This is a genomic window from Streptomyces sp. 2-1 (assembly GCF_048564895.1).
Classification (GTDB): Bacteria; Actinomycetota; Actinomycetes; order Streptomycetales; family Streptomycetaceae; genus Streptomyces; species Streptomyces phaeochromogenes.
The window spans coordinates 8,622,647-8,637,343 of record NZ_CP183383.1 but is presented as its reverse complement, the minus strand read 5'-3'; the positions used below and the strand labels follow the sequence as shown (position 1 = coordinate 8,637,343).

The following is a 14,697-nucleotide window of genomic DNA, read 5'->3' as shown; positions in this document are numbered from 1 at the left end:
CAACGGCGGGATGAAAGGCGGCGACGAAGGTATATGTCCGCGGAACGAAAGGCGGGGCGGCCGACGCCCGCTCGCGTCGGCCGCCCCTGCGGGGGCCTTTCGGCCCCACCCTGTGGGGGGTGGTTCGTCAGTCGTCGATCAGCCGCCGTCCGCCCGGTTCAACAGTCGTCCGACGGCCGCTCGACGGTCAGAAGGTGAGCTTCCAGCTGTTGATCGTGCCGGTGTCCGCCGAGGCCACGTCCTGGACGCGCAGCTTCCAGGTGCCGTTTGCGGTCTCGCTGGACGCGTCCACGGTGTAGGTCGTGTTGACGTTGTCGGCCGAGTCCGAGCCCGAGGACTTCAGCCGGTAGGCCGTGCCGTCCGGGGCGACCAGGTCGATCACCAGGTCACCGCGGTAGGTGTGGGTGATGTCGACGCCGACCTGGAGGGCCGAGGGCGCGTTGCCGGTCCGGCCGCTGACGGCGATCGAGGACTCGACGGCCGAGCCGGCGTCCGGGATGGAGACGGCCGTGCTGCTGGTGAAGGTGGTGCCCCCCGTGGAGCCTCCCGACCCGCTCACCGCCTGCACCGTCTTGGCCGCGTCCGCGAGACCCGCGCCACAGCCGCCCGAGCAAGCACCGGGCAGAGCACGCGAGTTGGTCTTGATCGCGGACTCGATCTGGGCCGGGGTCAGCGCGGAGTTCGCCGACTTGGCGAGCGCGGCGAGACCCGCGATGTGCGGGGCGGCCATGCTGGTGCCCTGGTAGTAGGCGTACGACTCCGAACCCGGGCCCTGCGTACCGGAGTTCAGCGTGGACAGGATGCCGTTGGCGGTGCCGGTGCTGGTCTGGCCACCGGGTGCCGCGATGTCGACGACCGAGCCGAAGTTGGAGTAACTGGCCTTGGCGCCGGTGCGGTTGAGCGCGGCGACCGAGATGACGTTGCTGCAGCTGGCCGGCGAGTAGTTGGCCGCGTTGGCGTTGCTGTTGCCCGCCGCGACGACGACCGTGGTGCCCCGGCCGACCGCGCCGTTGATGGCGGTCTGGGTGGCCGTGGTGCAGGCGCCGCCACCGCCCAGGCTCATGTTGATGACCTTGGCGACGTTGGCGTTGGCCGGGACGCCGGAGACCGTACCGCCTGACGCCCAGGTGATGGCGTCGATGATGTCGGAGTCGTAGCCGCCGCACTTGCCGAGGACGCGCAGCGGGGAGATCTTCGCGTTGTACGCGATGCCCGCGACGCCCTTGCTGTTGTTGGTGACGGCCGCGATGGTGCCCGCGACGTGCGTGCCGTGCCAGGAGGAGGAGCTGCCCGTGGTCTGCTCGCACTCGCCGGCGGAGTACCAGTCGCCCGGGTCGGCCGGGTTGCTGTCACGGCCGTTGCCGTCGACCGAGACCGCGGTGTCGGAGATGAAGTCGTAGCCCGCGACGATGTTGGCGGCGAGGTCGGAGTGGGTGACGTAGCCGGTGTCGATGACGGCGACGGTCACGCCGCTGCCGGTCGCGGTGTCCCAGGCGCCGGGCACACGCATGCCCGCGGTGGTCTCGAAGAGGTCCCACTGCTTGCTGTACTCGGTGTCGTTCGGGTCGGCCTGCGGCTTGTTGAGGCGGTCCGGCACGACGTACGCGACCTGCGGGTCGGCCTGGTACTCGGCGACGACGTCGGCGACATCGGCCTTGCTCAGCTGCTCGCCGAGGTCGACCAGCGCGGCGCCGGTGCCGAGGCGGCGCTGGAAGTCCAGGCTCTCGCCGGCCTCCTTGCCCTTGGCCTCGGCGTCGGCGGAGGCGGCCTTGTTCGACCTGGCCTCGGTGGCGCCCGACTTGTAGCCGACGATCAGCCGCTCGGCCGGGGCGGACACAGCAGCGGCGGCGGACTTCGCGGTCTGCTCGGCGGGGACCTTGGCGGTGGCGGGACCGGCCAGCGCGAGGGACGTGGCGCTCCCGGCCAGGAGTGTCGCGGAGATCGCGGCGACGGATATCAGCTTCCGTCTCGCGGGTCGAGGAGTACGCAAGTGAGTGCCTTTCGTGGCCGGCTCCGGGCAGCGCGGAACAGGCGGTGCGATGCGGTGCATGCGGTGCCGTGCGGTGCGGAGCAGCGGTTCGATTCGCTTCGTCGTCGAAGCGGCGGGGGGTGCAATCGAGAAGGCGCGAGGCCGGCCGTGCGCGAGCCTCCAGTCAGGGGTTACCTGTGGTTCGGCTGTGGTCGAACAATAGGCGGAGCCTTTATCCCGCGGATACGGGGAAAACCCTCGATCCATGGCCGAGAACCCCCTATGGGGACCGCCCAGTTGGCGAGAAAGCACCCTTTCCGGACGTTCAGTCCTGTCTCGTCGACAAGGGATGCGGACGAGGCGGGAGGGGCTGCCGCCGGGTAAGAAGTTAGGTTAGCCTTACTTTCCTCTTCGTTGGTCTCCCGCCGCCCTGTCTCCCGCCCAAGGAGTCGCCCATGCACGCCCCGCGCCCCGCCGCCCCTGCGCTCTCCCGTCGTAGCGTCCTCACCGCGGTGGGAGCCCTGGGCCTGGGCGGTCTGCTCTCGGCGTGCGGCAGCGACGGAGACAAGGACAGTGACGGCGGCAGCTCCGCCAACTCGTCGGCCGGCGGGGGAACATGGCGTTTCAAGGACGACCGGGGCACGACGGTCGAGGCGGACCGGGCACCGAAGCGCCTGGTCGCCTTCGTCGGCGCGGCTGCCGCGCTGCACGACCTCGGCATCGAGTGCACGGGCGTCTTCGGACCGACGAAGCTCAAGAACGGCAGGCCCGATCCCCGGGCCGGCGGGATCGACGTGGACAAGGTGACGATCCTCGGCAACACCTATCCCCAATTCAACGTCGAGCGGTACGCCGGACTTCGGCCCGACCTCCTGATCGCCCAGATGACCGATCCGCCGGCGCTCTGGTACGTCCCCGAGGAGTCGGCCGAGAAGATCGAGTCGCTCGCCCCCAGCGTCGGCATCCTCACCACGAAGAGCTCACTCACCCATGTCATCGACCGCTTCGCCGACCTCGCCAAGTCGCTCGGCGCGGACCTGACCGCCGACCCGGTCACCTCCGCGGAGAAGCGCTTCAAGTCGGCCTCGGCCAACTTGCGTCGGGCGGCCGGAGCGGCCCGCGCGAAGGGCAGTGGCGGCCTGAAGGTCATGGTGGTCTCCGCCTCGGCCGACATCCTGTACGTCGCCGCCCCGGACGCCTTCACGGACCTGCGCTACTACGAGTCGCTCGGCGTCGAGTTCGTGACGCCCTCGAAGACGGGCGCGGGCGGCTTCTGGCAGGAACTCGGCTGGGAGAACGCCGACATGTACGAGGCCGACCTGATCCTCGTCGACGACCGAGAAGGCAACCTCCAGCCGGCCGACCTGAAGAAGACCAAGCCGACCTGGGCCCGGCTGCCCGCCGTCCGGGCGGACCTGACGTTCCCGTGGGCCGCAGAGGAGCGATACAGCCACGCCGGGTACGCACCGCGCATCGAGCAACTGGCGGCGGCACTGGGGCAGTCGGAGCCCGTGACCTCGTAACCGGCTCTCCAGGGGCGGTACTCAGCCGCTGTCAGGCCCAGTCGCCGTCAGGCCCAGTCGTCGGGCTCAGCTGTCGACCGTCTCGGGCACCGTCAGGCCGTCGTCCGTGGCCGCGAGGAACTGCGTGGCCGCAAGCTCGGCGTACAGCGGGTCGCCGGCCACGAGTTCGCGATGGGTGCCGACCGCCCGTACCTGCCCCGCGTCCATGACGACGATCCGGTCGGCCATGGTGACGGTGGACAGCCGGTGGGCGACGACCAGGACCGTGGTGGTGCGGGCGACATCGGCGACGGTGTCGCGCAGCGCGGCCTCGTTGACCGCGTCGAGCTGGCTGGTGGCCTCGTCGAGGAGCAGCAGCCGGGGCCGCCTGAGCAGGGCGCGGGCGATGGCGACGCGCTGGCGTTCACCGCCGGAGAGCTTGGTGCCGCGGTGGCCGACGAGGGTGTCGAGCCCCTTCGGCAGCCGGTCGACGAGGGAGTCGAGGCGGGTGGTCTTCAGTGCCCGGAGCACCTCGCCGTCGTCCGCGTCGGGATTGCCGAGCAGGAGGTTGTCGCGGAGGCTGCCGGAGAGGACGGGCGCGTCCTGCTCCACATAGCCGATGGCGGACCGGAGCGCGGAGACCTCCCAGTCGGTGAGGTCGCGGCCGTCCAGCGCGATGGTCCCCTGCTCCGGGTCGTAGAACCGCTCGATGAGCGAGAACACCGTGGTCTTCCCGGCGCCGGACGGTCCGACAAAGGCGGTCATACCGCGCGGCGGGACGGCGAAGGTCACACCGTGGTGCACGTACGGAAGGTCGTCGTCGTAGCGGAAGCGGACGTCCTCGAAGGCGATCGAGGCGGGCTCGGCGCCGGGCTGGGGCAGCGGCGAGGGCTCGGCGGCCGGTTCGGCGGGCAGCAGCCGGGCCTCCTCGATCCGGGCGAGGGCGGCCGAGCCGGTCTGGTACTGGGCGACGGCTCCGACGACCTGCTGGATCGGCGCCATCAAGTAGAAGACGTACAGCAGGAACGCGACGAGGGTGCCGATGTCGATGGCGCCGGTCGCGACCCGTGCGCCGCCCACGGCGAGGACGGTGATGAAGGCGACCTGCATCGAGAGGCCGGCCGTGTTCCCGGCCAGCGCGGACCACTTGGCGGCCCGTACGCTCTGGCGCCACGACTCCTCGGCCGCCGCGTGCACGGCCCGCTCCTCGCGGTGCTCGGCGCCGGACGCCTTGATGGTCCGGAGCGCGCCGAGGGTCCGCTCCAGCGAGGCGCCCATCGCTCCGACCGCGTCCTGCGCGCGCTTGCTGGCGCGGTTGATCCGCGGCACGATCACGCCGATCACCGTGCCCGCGGCCAGCACCACGCCCAGGGTGACGCCCGTCAGCACCGGGTCGACGAACCCCATCATCGCGAGCGTGGCCACCAGGGTGAGCCCGCCCGTGCCGAGGCCGACCAACGAGTCGGTGGTGACTTCCCTGAGCAGCGTGGTGTCCGAGGTGATCCGGGCCATCAGGTCCCCGGGCTCGCTCCGATCGACGGCGGATATGCGCAGCCGCAGCAGGTGCGACACCAGGCCCCGCCGGGCCCCGAGCACCACGGACTCGGCGGTGTACCGCAGCACGTACCCGCCCAGCGCCCCGATCGCCGCGTTGGCGACCACCAGACCCGACATGGCCAGCAGCGCGCCGGTGATCGACCGGTCGTGCCCGAGGTCGTCGATGAGCGTTCGGGCGACCAGCGGCAGCGCGAGCCCGGCGGCGCCGGTCAGCAGCGACAGCACGGCTCCGAGCAACAGCGTCCAGCGGTACGGGCGTACGTACCCGAGCAGGAGCCGCCACGGTGGCGTGGACGGTGTGTCGGACGGGTCGGGCTGCGGCACGGTGCTCCCCCTCGATCGGCTCCCCTCCCGCTCTCGGCCGGAGTCCCGTCCGCGGTCCGGTCCGGAGTTCGGTCCGGGGCCTCGTCCGGAGCAAGGGGGATCGATGGAAGTATCGCCGATGCCACTGACAGTGCCGTAGGGGATTTCGACCGGCGGTATCCGAACGGGCCCGTCGAGTAACGTTCGATGAATGACCGCTTCCCCCGAACAACCGGCGTGGCGCCGGCGTGCCGTCGAGCGATCCACCCGGGCCGCGAAGCTGCGCGCGGAGGAACGCGTACAGAGGTTTCTGGACTCGGCCTACGAGCTGATCGCCGAGAAGGGCACGACGGACTTCACCGTCCAGGAGGTCGTCAACCGCTCGAAGCAGTCGCTGCGCAGCTTCTACCAGTACTTCGACGGGAAGCACGAGTTGCTGCTCGCCCTGTTCGAGGACACGCTCGCCAAGTCCGCGGACGAGATCAGGGAAGCCGCCTCGTCGAAGAGCGATCCGCTCCGGGCGCTGCGCCTGGCCGTGGAGCTGCTCCACGAGCGGGCGCAGCCGGGCCCCGACGTGCCGCGGCAGCTGTTCGGCGGCTTCGCCCTGCAACTGCTGGTGAAGCACCCCTCGCAGGTGGCTGCCGCCCACCGGCCGCTGCTCATGGTGTTCGCGGAGCTCATCGAGCGGGCCGCCGACGCGGGTGTCATCGCGGCCGGGCGGCCCCGCCGTCAGGCCGCGCTCGTCCTGCAGACCGTCATGTTCGCCGCGCAGGCCCACGGTGCGTCTGCCGACGGCCGCGCCGAGCCGGTCAGCTCCGAGGAGGTCTGGCGGTTCTGCCTGGGCGGCATCTCCGGCCCCCCTCCGACAGCGGGCAGGCCCGCCACGGCCTAAGCGCTCCGGTGGAAGGGCCTGCTTCATCTGCGGGTCCGTAGCGGCTGGGTGCGCAGTTCCCCGCGCCCCTAAAAGGGCGCGCGTGCCGACAGGCGCAGCACACTCCCCTCGCCGTTCGCCGAGAGGAGGAGGGTGCCGTCCGGGGCCACTGCCAGGCCCGCGAACGGGTGCGGGGAACCGGGCATGCCCGCGGCGAACAGGGCGGGTTCGGTGCGGGTGATGCCCGGGGGCAGGCCGACCGCGAGGTTCTCGGCGTCGATGCGGGTCTCCCCCGTCGTGAGGGACACCGCGCGCAGGCACCGGTGCTCGACGTCCACCGTGAACAGTTCGTCCCCGCGGACGGCCAGCCCCTGCGGTGCGCCGAGGCCGTCCGCGACGGTCACCGTCTCGCCGTCGTCGTCGATCCGGAGAACGGCCCCGAGTTCGTCGTCGCTGACGTAGCAGCGCCCTTCGGCGTCGAAGGCGATGTCGACGGGGTGCCGGAGCCCTTCCGCGAGCACGGTGACGGTGTCCGTCCCGTCGATCCGCTCGTCGATCCGTACGACGCGGCCGGCGCCCGACTCGGCCACGACGAGGGCTCCGTCGGGCGAGCGCTCGATGCCGGTGGGCTCGTTCAGCCCCTGCACCCGTACCCGCGTGGTCCTGCGGACGGGATCGTACGTACGGACGTCGCCGTACTCGGAGGCGAAGTGGAGAAGTCCGTCGTCCGCGGTGATGCCGTGGACGAAGGGCTGCAGTTCGTGGGTGATCACGCCGCTGGAGTCGTGCTCCCCGGAGTCGCCGGGGCTCGCCAGGCGGTAGTGGTCCGCCGCGTAGACCGTGCCCCGGAGGTCGACGGTGACCCCGAAGGGGCCGCTGAGTCCTCGGGGAACGATCTCCCGGGTGCGGCCGTCCTCGCGCATCTCCGTGACGCCGCCGCTGCCGAAGCTGGAGACGTACATGCGGTTCTCCGCGTCGAAGGCCGCGTTGTCCAGCCCGAGGACGCCGCTGACGACCACCGACCGCGCCCCGGTGGCGAGATCGATGCGGGTCACGATGCCGGCCGGGCCCCGTGACAGGACGACGAGGACGCCTCCCTTGTCGAACCGGACCGCGACCGGGTCGTCCACCTCCTCGGCGAACAGTTCGGGGGTGCCGCCGTCCGGCGGGATCCGCCAGACCTGGTTGCCGATCATGTGCGGGTAGTACAGACAGCCGTCCGGGCCGAGCTGCATCGCGTTGCCGAGGGCCAGCCCGTCGGTCAGCACCACCGGGTCGCCGCCGTCCGGGAACAGCTCCAGCAGGCGGCCGTTCATCTTCATCTCGTTGACGAAGAGCCGGTCCCCGACACAGGTGATGCCGTTGGGCACCTGCACCTGGTCGGAGACGAGGCTGTACGCGCCCTGGGGGCTGCGCCGCCAGACCCGCCCCGGTGTCAGGTCGGCGATGTACATGGAACCGTCCGCCCCGAAGGCGAGGTCGTCGGGCGCCTGCACCGGACCGTCCAGTGGCACCACGACGTCGACGTCCCCCGTGGCCGTGTCGACGGCGCTGATCTGCCCGGCGAGGAACTGTGCCACGTACAGCCGTCCGTCGGGTCCGAAGGTGACGCCGTTCGAACCCCACAGGCGGTTCGGGGGGTTGAGTCTGTGCAGGTCCCAACTACCGCTCGTGGAAGGCGTGTTGCCGGTGTCGTCGAATCGGCTGGGCCGCATCGTCGTTCCCCGTCCCTGGGTTCGGTGATGGTCGGTCGTACGGTCGGGGCGCCCACACCCCCGTGGTCGGCGCCCCGGGCCGATCACTCGACGATGACGTCGTTCATGCCGCCGTCCGCGCGCCAGCGCCTGAGCAGTTCGTGGAACGCGACGGGTCCGTCGCCGTACGACTCGCTGCGCTTCCTGGGCCTGCCCTCGTTGTTGTAGTAGCCGGGGGTGCACTCGGCCTGGAACTTGTAGAGGTCCGCGGCCTTCTGACGGATCGTCGCGACCCAGGCGTCCTCGGCCTCGGGGGACGGCTCCACGTACCGGGCCCGGCGCTCCCGTGCCTCGGCGACCACTTCGGCGACATGGCCGGCCTGTTCGTCGAGGATGTGGACGTAGTTCACGGCACTGGCGTTCTGCAGCGGGCCGAGCTGGAAGAGGTTCGGGAATCCGTGGCTGTAGAAGCCGTGGAGTGTCTTCGGGCCGCTCTGCATCCAGGCCCCCGGCAGGGTGGCGCCTTCCCTTCCGTACACGGGGAGTTGGCCGGACAGGATGCCCGAGACGCCCACCTCGAATCCGGTGGCGAAGATGACGCAGTCGACCTCGTACTCGGCCCCGCCGACGACGACGGCGTCCTCGGTGATGCGCTCGACGCCCCCGTGGTCGGCCGTGTCGACGAGTGTCACGTTGGGCCGGTTGAACGTGTCCAGGTAGTGGTCGCTGAACGTGGGCCGCTTGCACATGTAGCGGTACCAGGGCTTGAGCGCCTCGGCTGTCGAGGGATCCTCGACGACGGTGTTCACGCGGGCGCGGATCTCGTTCATCTTCTGGAAGTCGGCGAGTTCGTTGAGGCGGTCGCGTTCCTCGGGCGGGAGGTCCGCGTAGTTGTTGGTCGGGATGAGGTTCTGGAGCAGCCGGGCGCTGCTGGTCCAGCCGTCGTTCACCAGGTCCTCGTCCGCTTGGGTCCCGGTGACGGTCCTGAGGAAGTTCTCCCTGCGGCGCCGCTGCCAGCCCGGTTCCAACGACTCGGCCCACCCCGGGTCCGTGGGGCGCTGGCCGCGTACGTCGACCGAGGAGGGCGTGCGCTGGAACACGTACAGGCGCTCGGCGTCGCGGCCGAGGTGCGGCACGACCTGGATGGCGGTCGCTCCGGTGCCGATCACGGCCACGTGCTTGTCGGCGAGCCGGTGCAGGTTTCCGTTCGCGTCGCCCCCGGTGTACGCGTAGTCCCAGCGGCTGGTGTGGAAGGTGTGGCCCTTGAAGTTCTCGATGCCGGGGATACCGGGGAGTTTCGCCTGGCTGAGCGTGCCGCTGGAGACCACCACATAGCGGGCCCGGATGCGGTCGCCGCGGTCGGTGGTGACGATCCACTCCAAATCGGTGTCGTCCCAACGGAGTTCGGTCGCCCGGGTCCGGAAGCAGGCGTCCTCGTACAGGCCGAAGTGGCGCCCGATCGCCCGCGCGTGCTGCCGGATCTCCTCGCCGGGCGCGTACTTCCACTCGGGGACGTAGCCGATCTCTTCGAGGAGCGGCAGGTAGACGTACGACTCGATGTCGCAGTGGATTCCCGGGTACCGGTTCCAGTACCAGGTCCCTCCGAAGTCCCCGGCCTGCTCGATGACCCGGATGCCCCGCACCCCCGCCTGCCGCAGGCGCGCCCCGGCCAGCAGACCGCCGAACCCGCCGCCTACGACGACCACTTCCACCCGGTCGGTCAGCGGCTCCCTGGTGAACTCCGGCTCCTCCACGTACGGATCGTCGGCGTAGTAGCCGAACTCACCGGCGACGCGGTGGTATTGGGCGTTGCCGTCGGGGCGGATCCGCCGGTCGCGCTCGGCCCGGTAGCGAGCGCGCAGCGCCTCGGGGTCGAACCCGAGCTCCTCCGGGTCGAAGTCGGGCGCGGCGGACGGGGTGTGGGGGGTGGTCATGCGTGTCCCTTCTGTTGTTGAGAGGGGTGCGGTCGTCGCCCGGTCGCTACTGCGGGCGGAAGTGGAGGCGGAGCCAGGCGGCCTGGCCGCCGTCGACGAGAAGGTCGGTCCCGGTGATGTACGACGACTCGGGGCCGGTCAGGAACGCCACGGCGTCGGCGATCTCCCCGGGCGTCCCGACGCGGCCCGATCCGCTCGCGTCCAGCATCTGCATCATGTGGGCCCCGGACGGCGAAGCGGCCTCCGCCCGGGACATCGCGGTGGCGATGACGCCCGGGCTGACGCTGTTGACCCGGGCGCCCCGCAGGTTCCAGGCGAGCGCGGCGGCCTGCACCCGTAGATGGTTGGCCCGCTTGGTCACGATGTACGCGGTCTGGGCGTCGTCGCCGATGGCGGTGACGACGTCGAGGCCGCGGAGGTCCTCGGTGGCGGTCGTCGCGAGGGCGGCCTCCTCCTCGCGGCTCAGGGACGCGACATGGCCGGCCATGCTGGAGATCACCACCAGGGCCGTACCGCGGGTGGCGACCGTCTCGAACGCGTCGATGACATGGGCCGTGCCCAGCAGGTTGACGTCGACGATCGTCTTCGCCGGCCCGGTCGCGGGCGAGACTCCCGCGGTGTGCACGATCGCGGCAACCCGGCCCTCGGCGGCCGACGCCTCCGCGAGCTTGTGCACCGCCCCGCGGTCGGACACGTCGGTCACCATGCCCCGCACCGCGTAGCCCTCGTCGGTGAGCGCGGTGACGGCCCGGTCGAGCCCCTGGCTGGACGCGTCGGCGAGGAGCACGTTCCGCCCGTTGCCCAGCCGGCGCGCGACCGCGACGCCCATCCCTCCCGCCCCCGTGACCACGACCACGTCACGACGCTCCTCGTTCGGACGGTCGACCATGAACAACCTCCCTGATCGTTCGAACTACCCTTCACCGACGCCCGGTTGGGCGCGAGGGCTACAACACGCCAGTGGCCGGTACGGCGTCGCGCCACGTGGAACGCACGGCGACGGCCTGCCGCCAGCCGCGGATCGCCTTCGGCGGCATACCGACCGCGAGAACCCCGGCCAGGTGGTCGCCCCTGCGGTAGGCGACCAGGAACCGGCGCTCGGCCAAGTCCCCCTCCACCACGGCGACTTCGTCGTGGCCGCGCAGATAGCCGAACGCCTGGACCTTCATGCCGTACTGGTCCGACCAGAAGTACGGCACCGGCGCGAACGGCTTGCGCGCCTGCGGGTGGAGGAGGTTCCGGGCGGCGGCCATGCCCTGCTCCGCGGCGTTCGTACGGTGCTCGATGCGCATCGACGCCCCGAACAGCGGGTTGTGCCAGCGGGCGACGTCACCGGCCGCGTACACGCTCCCGGTGGTCGTCCCAGGGGACTTGGTCGGCCCGGGGGACTCGCGGACCGCCTCGCAGTACTCGTCGCAGACCAGTCCGTCGCCCACGGTGAGGCCGCTGTCCGCCAGCCACTCGGTGTTGGGCAGCGAGCCGACGGCGACCAACACCTCGTCGCCCTCGACCAGTTCACCGTCGGCCAGCCGCACGCCGCCCTCGGTCACCTCGCGGACGGTGACCCCGGTGCGCAGGTCCACCCCGTGCTCCAGATGGGCGGCCGACAGCACCCGCCCGACCTCGTCGCCGACGGCGTGGCCGAGCGGAACGGGCGCCGGTTCCAGGAGAGTGACCTCGGCGCCCAGGCCCCGGGCCACGGCGGCGGCCTCGGCGCCCAGGAACCCGGCGCCGACGACCACGAGCCGCCGCCCCTCCCCCAGCCGGTCCCGCAGCGCGAGCGCGTCGTCCAGGGTACGCAGCACATGCGCGTGCCCGTCCCCGGGCAGCCGCCGCGGACGCACCCCGGTGGCCACGACCAGCCCGTCGTACGCGACCCGCGTCCCGTCGGCGAGCAGCACCGCACGCCCGTCGAGGTCGAGGCCCGTGGCCGCACTGCCGAGTCTCAAGTCCAGCTTCAGGGCGTCGAGTTCACCGGCCGAGCGCAGCGTCAGCCGGTCGTGCTCCCACTCGGACGCCAGGATCTGCTTGGACAACGGCGGCCGGTCGTACGGCGGGTGCGGCTCGTCACCGACCAGGGTGAGCGTGCCGTCGTACCCCTCCCGGCGCAGCGTCTCGACGGCCGAGAGTCCGGCCGCCGAGGCACCCACGACGAGAATCCGCCTCACTGGTCGACCAGCCGGATCGCCGCCGCCGGGCAGATCGCCACGGCTTCGCGCACCCCGTCGAGGAGTTCGTCGGCGGGCTCCTCCTCCAGCAGGATCGCCACCCCGTCGTCGTCACGCTGGTCGAAGACCTCCGGGGAGGCCATCACACACTGACCCGCCGCCACACATTTCGGTTCGTCCAGTTCCACACGCATGGTCTTCTTCCTTGCTCCTTCGGTACGTTCACCCACTGCGTTCAACGGTGCGGGCCGGTCACCAGGTGACGGGCAGGGAGGCGACGCCGTACGTGGTGCCGCTGTGGTCGAACTCCAACTCCTCGACGCTGGTGGCCAGGCGCAGCGTGGGGACGCGCCGGTAGAGGGTGCTGTAGACGATCTGGAGCTCCAGGCGGGCGAGGGACTGGCCCAGGCACTGGTGGGGGCCGTAGCCGAAGGCGTTGTGCTTGCGCGCGGGCCGGGTGACGTCCACCTGGTCGGGGCCGGGGAACGCCTCGGGGTCCCAGTTGGCGGCGTGCAGATCCACGATCAGGCCGTCGCCCGCGCGGATGACCTGGCCGCCGATCTCGATGTCCTCGGTGGCGACGCGGCGCAGACCGACCTGGACGATGCTCAGATAGCGCAGCAGTTCCTCCACCGCGCCGGCGACGACCTTGGGGTCCTCGGAGTCGCGCACCAGGGCGAGTTGCTCCGGGTTCTCCAGCAGGACCAGCGTGCCGAGGCTGATCATCGTCGCGGTGGTCTCGTGGCCGGCGATGAGCATCGCCACGCCCATGTGGACGGCCTCGCTGCGGCTCATCTCGCCGGCCGTGACCCGCCCCGCCATCTCGGACAGCACGTCGTCACCGGGGTCGGTGAGCTTCTTGCCGAGCAGGTCGTCGAGGTAGGTGGAGAGCGCGGTGCTCGCCGCCCGGGAGTCCTCGGGCGCGGCGGCCCGGTCGAGCGCGAGGCTGCTGTTCTCCTGGAAGAACTCGTGGTCCGCGTACGGCACTCCGAGCAGTTCGCTGATCACCAGCGAGGGCACGGGCAGCGCGAGCGCCGTCAGGAGGTCGGCCGGGTTCGGCCCGGCCAGCATGTCGTCGATCAGACCGTCGACGATCTTCTGGATCGGGGCCCGCATGGCCTCGATCCGTTTGACGAGGAACGGCCCGTTGACCATCCGGCGCAGCCGGGTGTGCTCGGGGGCGTCCGTGTTGACGATGAGCTCCGGGGTGTACTCGGCGATCTGCTGCCGGTACGCCGTCACGAACGGGAAGTTGCCGGGGCTCTTGTCGTTGGCGCTGACGCGGGGGTCGGTCAGCAGGGCCCGCTGCAGGGCGTGCCCGGTGATCATCCAGGGCGTACTGCCGTCCCAGATCCGGACCTTGCTGATCGGGTTCTGCTCGCGCAGCTCCTCCACGGCCGGCGGCGGGGCGAACGGACAGCCTTCCGCCCTCGGCATCGGGAACTCGGGCATCGCCTCGGCCGCGTCGGACGCGGCTCCGGCCAGTGTCTCGGCCATCTGACTCCTCGGTGGGGGCTCCGCCGGGGCGGAGAACGGGGAAGGGTTGGAGACCTCTGGACCACATGCAAGCGGAGCGGACTGACGGCTTCCGGTCAGTTGCCTGACATAAAGCTGACGTGACCCAGATCACAGATTCGACCCGTAGCGGGTCGGCCACCTGGGCACACTTTCGCGCCACCTCACACCGCGACCGCGCCCTGCGGACACGACGAAGCGGCCGGCGCGAGAGACGCACGGCCGCCGAGGTGGAGAGCTAAAAGGGTGTGGGGGTACGGGAGTTGGAGGTGTGAGGCGTGGCGAATTGGGGGCGCGAGGGCTGAAGAGTTGAGGACGCGGGCGATGTCAGGTTCAGCGACCGAGCCGGTACCCGAAACCCCGGCGCGTGTGGATCAGCGGGGGCTGCTCCTGGTCCACCTTGTGGCGGAGGCGGGAGACGAGTTTCTCGATCGCGTTGCCCGCCCGGGTCTCGCCCCAGACATGCCGGCAGATCTGTTCCTTCGACAGCACCCGCTCGGCATTGACGAGCAGATGCCGCAGCAGCCGGTACTCGGCCGGGGTGAGGTCGAGGGCCCGTCGGCCGCGCCGCGCCTGACAGGTGGCGTCGTCGAGGACGAGGTCCCCGTAGCACGGCCCCTGCTCCATCGAGCCGCGGCCACGCAGTAACACGTGGGCCCTGGTGAGGACTTCGGAGATCCGGAACGGCACGGTGACGTAGTCCGATTCACCCAGGCCGAGTTCGGGGACGAGGAGGCCCAGCTTCTCGTACTCGGCGAGGAAGAGCACCGGAGGCCGGTCGGCCGGGCGGAAGCGGCGCCCCTCACCCAGCTCCTCGATGTCCGGGACCGACACATCCATGACGACGAGGTCGAACCGGTGCTCGGCGAGCCGTGCCATCCCCTGGGCGCCGGTGCGTGCCGCGGTCACCCGGTAGTCCGCCAACTCCAGTGTGGTCGTGAGCAGTTCGGCGACCGTGGAGTCGTGGACGACGACCAGGACGTGCTGCCCGCTCCCACGGGCGGGCGCGGACATCTCCGCGCCACTCCCGCGCACCCCGCCGACACCGACACCGGCGCCGTCCATCTCGTGTACCCGGTCCACCCCGACGACGCGGTCCACTCCGTGCACCCGGTCCACCCCATCCGTCCCGTCCATCGCATGCACCTCGTTCATGAGTAGGAGGCGGGCGGCGGCGACACCAC

At 71.1% G+C, this 14,697-nt stretch carries 11 protein-coding genes; 2 read left to right on the top strand and 9 right to left on the bottom strand.

The features are described from left to right. Positions 1 to 187: 187 nt before the first annotated feature. Positions 188 to 1,990: a S8 family peptidase gene (locus ACN20J_RS38045; protein WP_419667651.1), complete on the bottom strand. Its 1,803-nt coding sequence runs from the start codon at positions 1,988 to 1,990 to the stop codon at positions 188 to 190. Positions 1,991 to 2,424: 434 nt separating this feature from the next. Between ACN20J_RS38045 and ACN20J_RS38040 the strand changes: the two genes are divergently transcribed. Continuing rightward, positions 2,425 to 3,492 carry an ABC transporter substrate-binding protein gene (locus ACN20J_RS38040; protein ID WP_419667650.1) on the top strand — a complete coding sequence of 356 codons (1,068 nt, stop codon included), beginning with the start codon at positions 2,425 to 2,427 and terminating at the stop codon, positions 3,490 to 3,492. Positions 3,493 to 3,558: 66 nt separating this feature from the next. On the opposite strand, the gene ACN20J_RS38035 is transcribed toward ACN20J_RS38040, so the two are convergent. Then, positions 3,559 to 5,352, bottom strand: coding sequence for an ABC transporter ATP-binding protein (locus ACN20J_RS38035; protein ID WP_362302151.1), 1,794 nt, complete (start codon positions 5,350 to 5,352; stop codon positions 3,559 to 3,561). A gap of 190 nt (positions 5,353 to 5,542) precedes the next feature. On the opposite strand from ACN20J_RS38035, the gene ACN20J_RS38030 reads away from it, so the two are divergent. After that, positions 5,543 to 6,223, top strand: a complete 681-nt coding sequence (locus ACN20J_RS38030; protein WP_189841339.1) for a TetR/AcrR family transcriptional regulator — start codon at positions 5,543 to 5,545, stop codon at positions 6,221 to 6,223. Positions 6,224 to 6,291: 68 nt separating this feature from the next. Here ACN20J_RS38030 and ACN20J_RS38025 read toward each other — a convergent pair whose 3' ends face one another. The 7 genes from ACN20J_RS38025 to ACN20J_RS37995 form a co-directional block, all read right to left on the bottom strand. Further along, positions 6,292 to 7,917, bottom strand: coding sequence for a hypothetical protein (locus ACN20J_RS38025; protein ID WP_419667649.1), 1,626 nt, complete (start codon positions 7,915 to 7,917; stop codon positions 6,292 to 6,294). Positions 7,918 to 8,000: 83 nt separating this feature from the next. Further along, complete coding sequence (locus tag ACN20J_RS38020; protein WP_419667648.1) at positions 8,001 to 9,830, bottom strand: flavin-containing monooxygenase; 1,830 nt, start codon at positions 9,828 to 9,830, stop codon at positions 8,001 to 8,003. 46 nt (positions 9,831 to 9,876) lie between these two features. Next, on the bottom strand, positions 9,877 to 10,719 hold the full coding sequence (locus tag ACN20J_RS38015; RefSeq protein ID WP_419667647.1) for an SDR family oxidoreductase: 843 nt from the start codon (positions 10,717 to 10,719) through the stop codon (positions 9,877 to 9,879). Between the two features lie 58 nt (positions 10,720 to 10,777). Further along, the gene (locus ACN20J_RS38010; RefSeq protein ID WP_419667646.1) at positions 10,778 to 11,998 is read right to left on the bottom strand and encodes an NAD(P)/FAD-dependent oxidoreductase; all 1,221 of its coding nucleotides are present in this window, start codon (positions 11,996 to 11,998) and stop codon (positions 10,778 to 10,780) included. Continuing rightward, a complete protein-coding gene (locus ACN20J_RS38005; protein WP_189841334.1) occupies positions 11,995 to 12,192 on the bottom strand; it encodes a ferredoxin in 198 nt (65 codons plus the stop codon). The genes ACN20J_RS38010 and ACN20J_RS38005 overlap by 4 nt, the downstream gene beginning before the upstream one ends. A 58-nt stretch (positions 12,193 to 12,250) precedes the next feature. Further along, positions 12,251 to 13,495, bottom strand: coding sequence for a cytochrome P450 (locus ACN20J_RS38000; RefSeq protein ID WP_419667645.1), 1,245 nt, complete (start codon positions 13,493 to 13,495; stop codon positions 12,251 to 12,253). A gap of 351 nt (positions 13,496 to 13,846) precedes the next feature. Further along, on the bottom strand, positions 13,847 to 14,548 hold the full coding sequence (locus ACN20J_RS37995) for a response regulator transcription factor (protein WP_419669025.1): 702 nt from the start codon (positions 14,546 to 14,548) through the stop codon (positions 13,847 to 13,849). Between the last annotated feature and the right edge of the window lie 149 nt (positions 14,549 to 14,697).

What these genes read in the sequence shown, in the direction of transcription:
- ACN20J_RS38005 (WP_189841334.1), bottom strand. Translation starts at nt 12,192, where the DNA reads ATGCGTGTGGAACTGGACGAACCGAAATGTGTGGCGGCGGGTCAGTGT.
- ACN20J_RS38030 (WP_189841339.1), top strand. Translation starts at nt 5,543, where the DNA reads ATGACCGCTTCCCCCGAACAACCGGCGTGGCGCCGGCGTGCCGTCGAG.
- ACN20J_RS38000 (WP_419667645.1), bottom strand. Translation starts at nt 13,495, where the DNA reads ATGGCCGAGACACTGGCCGGAGCCGCGTCCGACGCGGCCGAGGCGATG.
- ACN20J_RS38015 (WP_419667647.1), bottom strand. Translation starts at nt 10,719, where the DNA reads ATGGTCGACCGTCCGAACGAGGAGCGTCGTGACGTGGTCGTGGTCACG.
- ACN20J_RS38040 (WP_419667650.1), top strand. Translation starts at nt 2,425, where the DNA reads ATGCACGCCCCGCGCCCCGCCGCCCCTGCGCTCTCCCGTCGTAGCGTC.
- ACN20J_RS38020 (WP_419667648.1), bottom strand. Translation starts at nt 9,830, where the DNA reads ATGACCACCCCCCACACCCCGTCCGCCGCGCCCGACTTCGACCCGGAG.
- ACN20J_RS38025 (WP_419667649.1), bottom strand. Translation starts at nt 7,917, where the DNA reads ATGCGGCCCAGCCGATTCGACGACACCGGCAACACGCCTTCCACGAGC.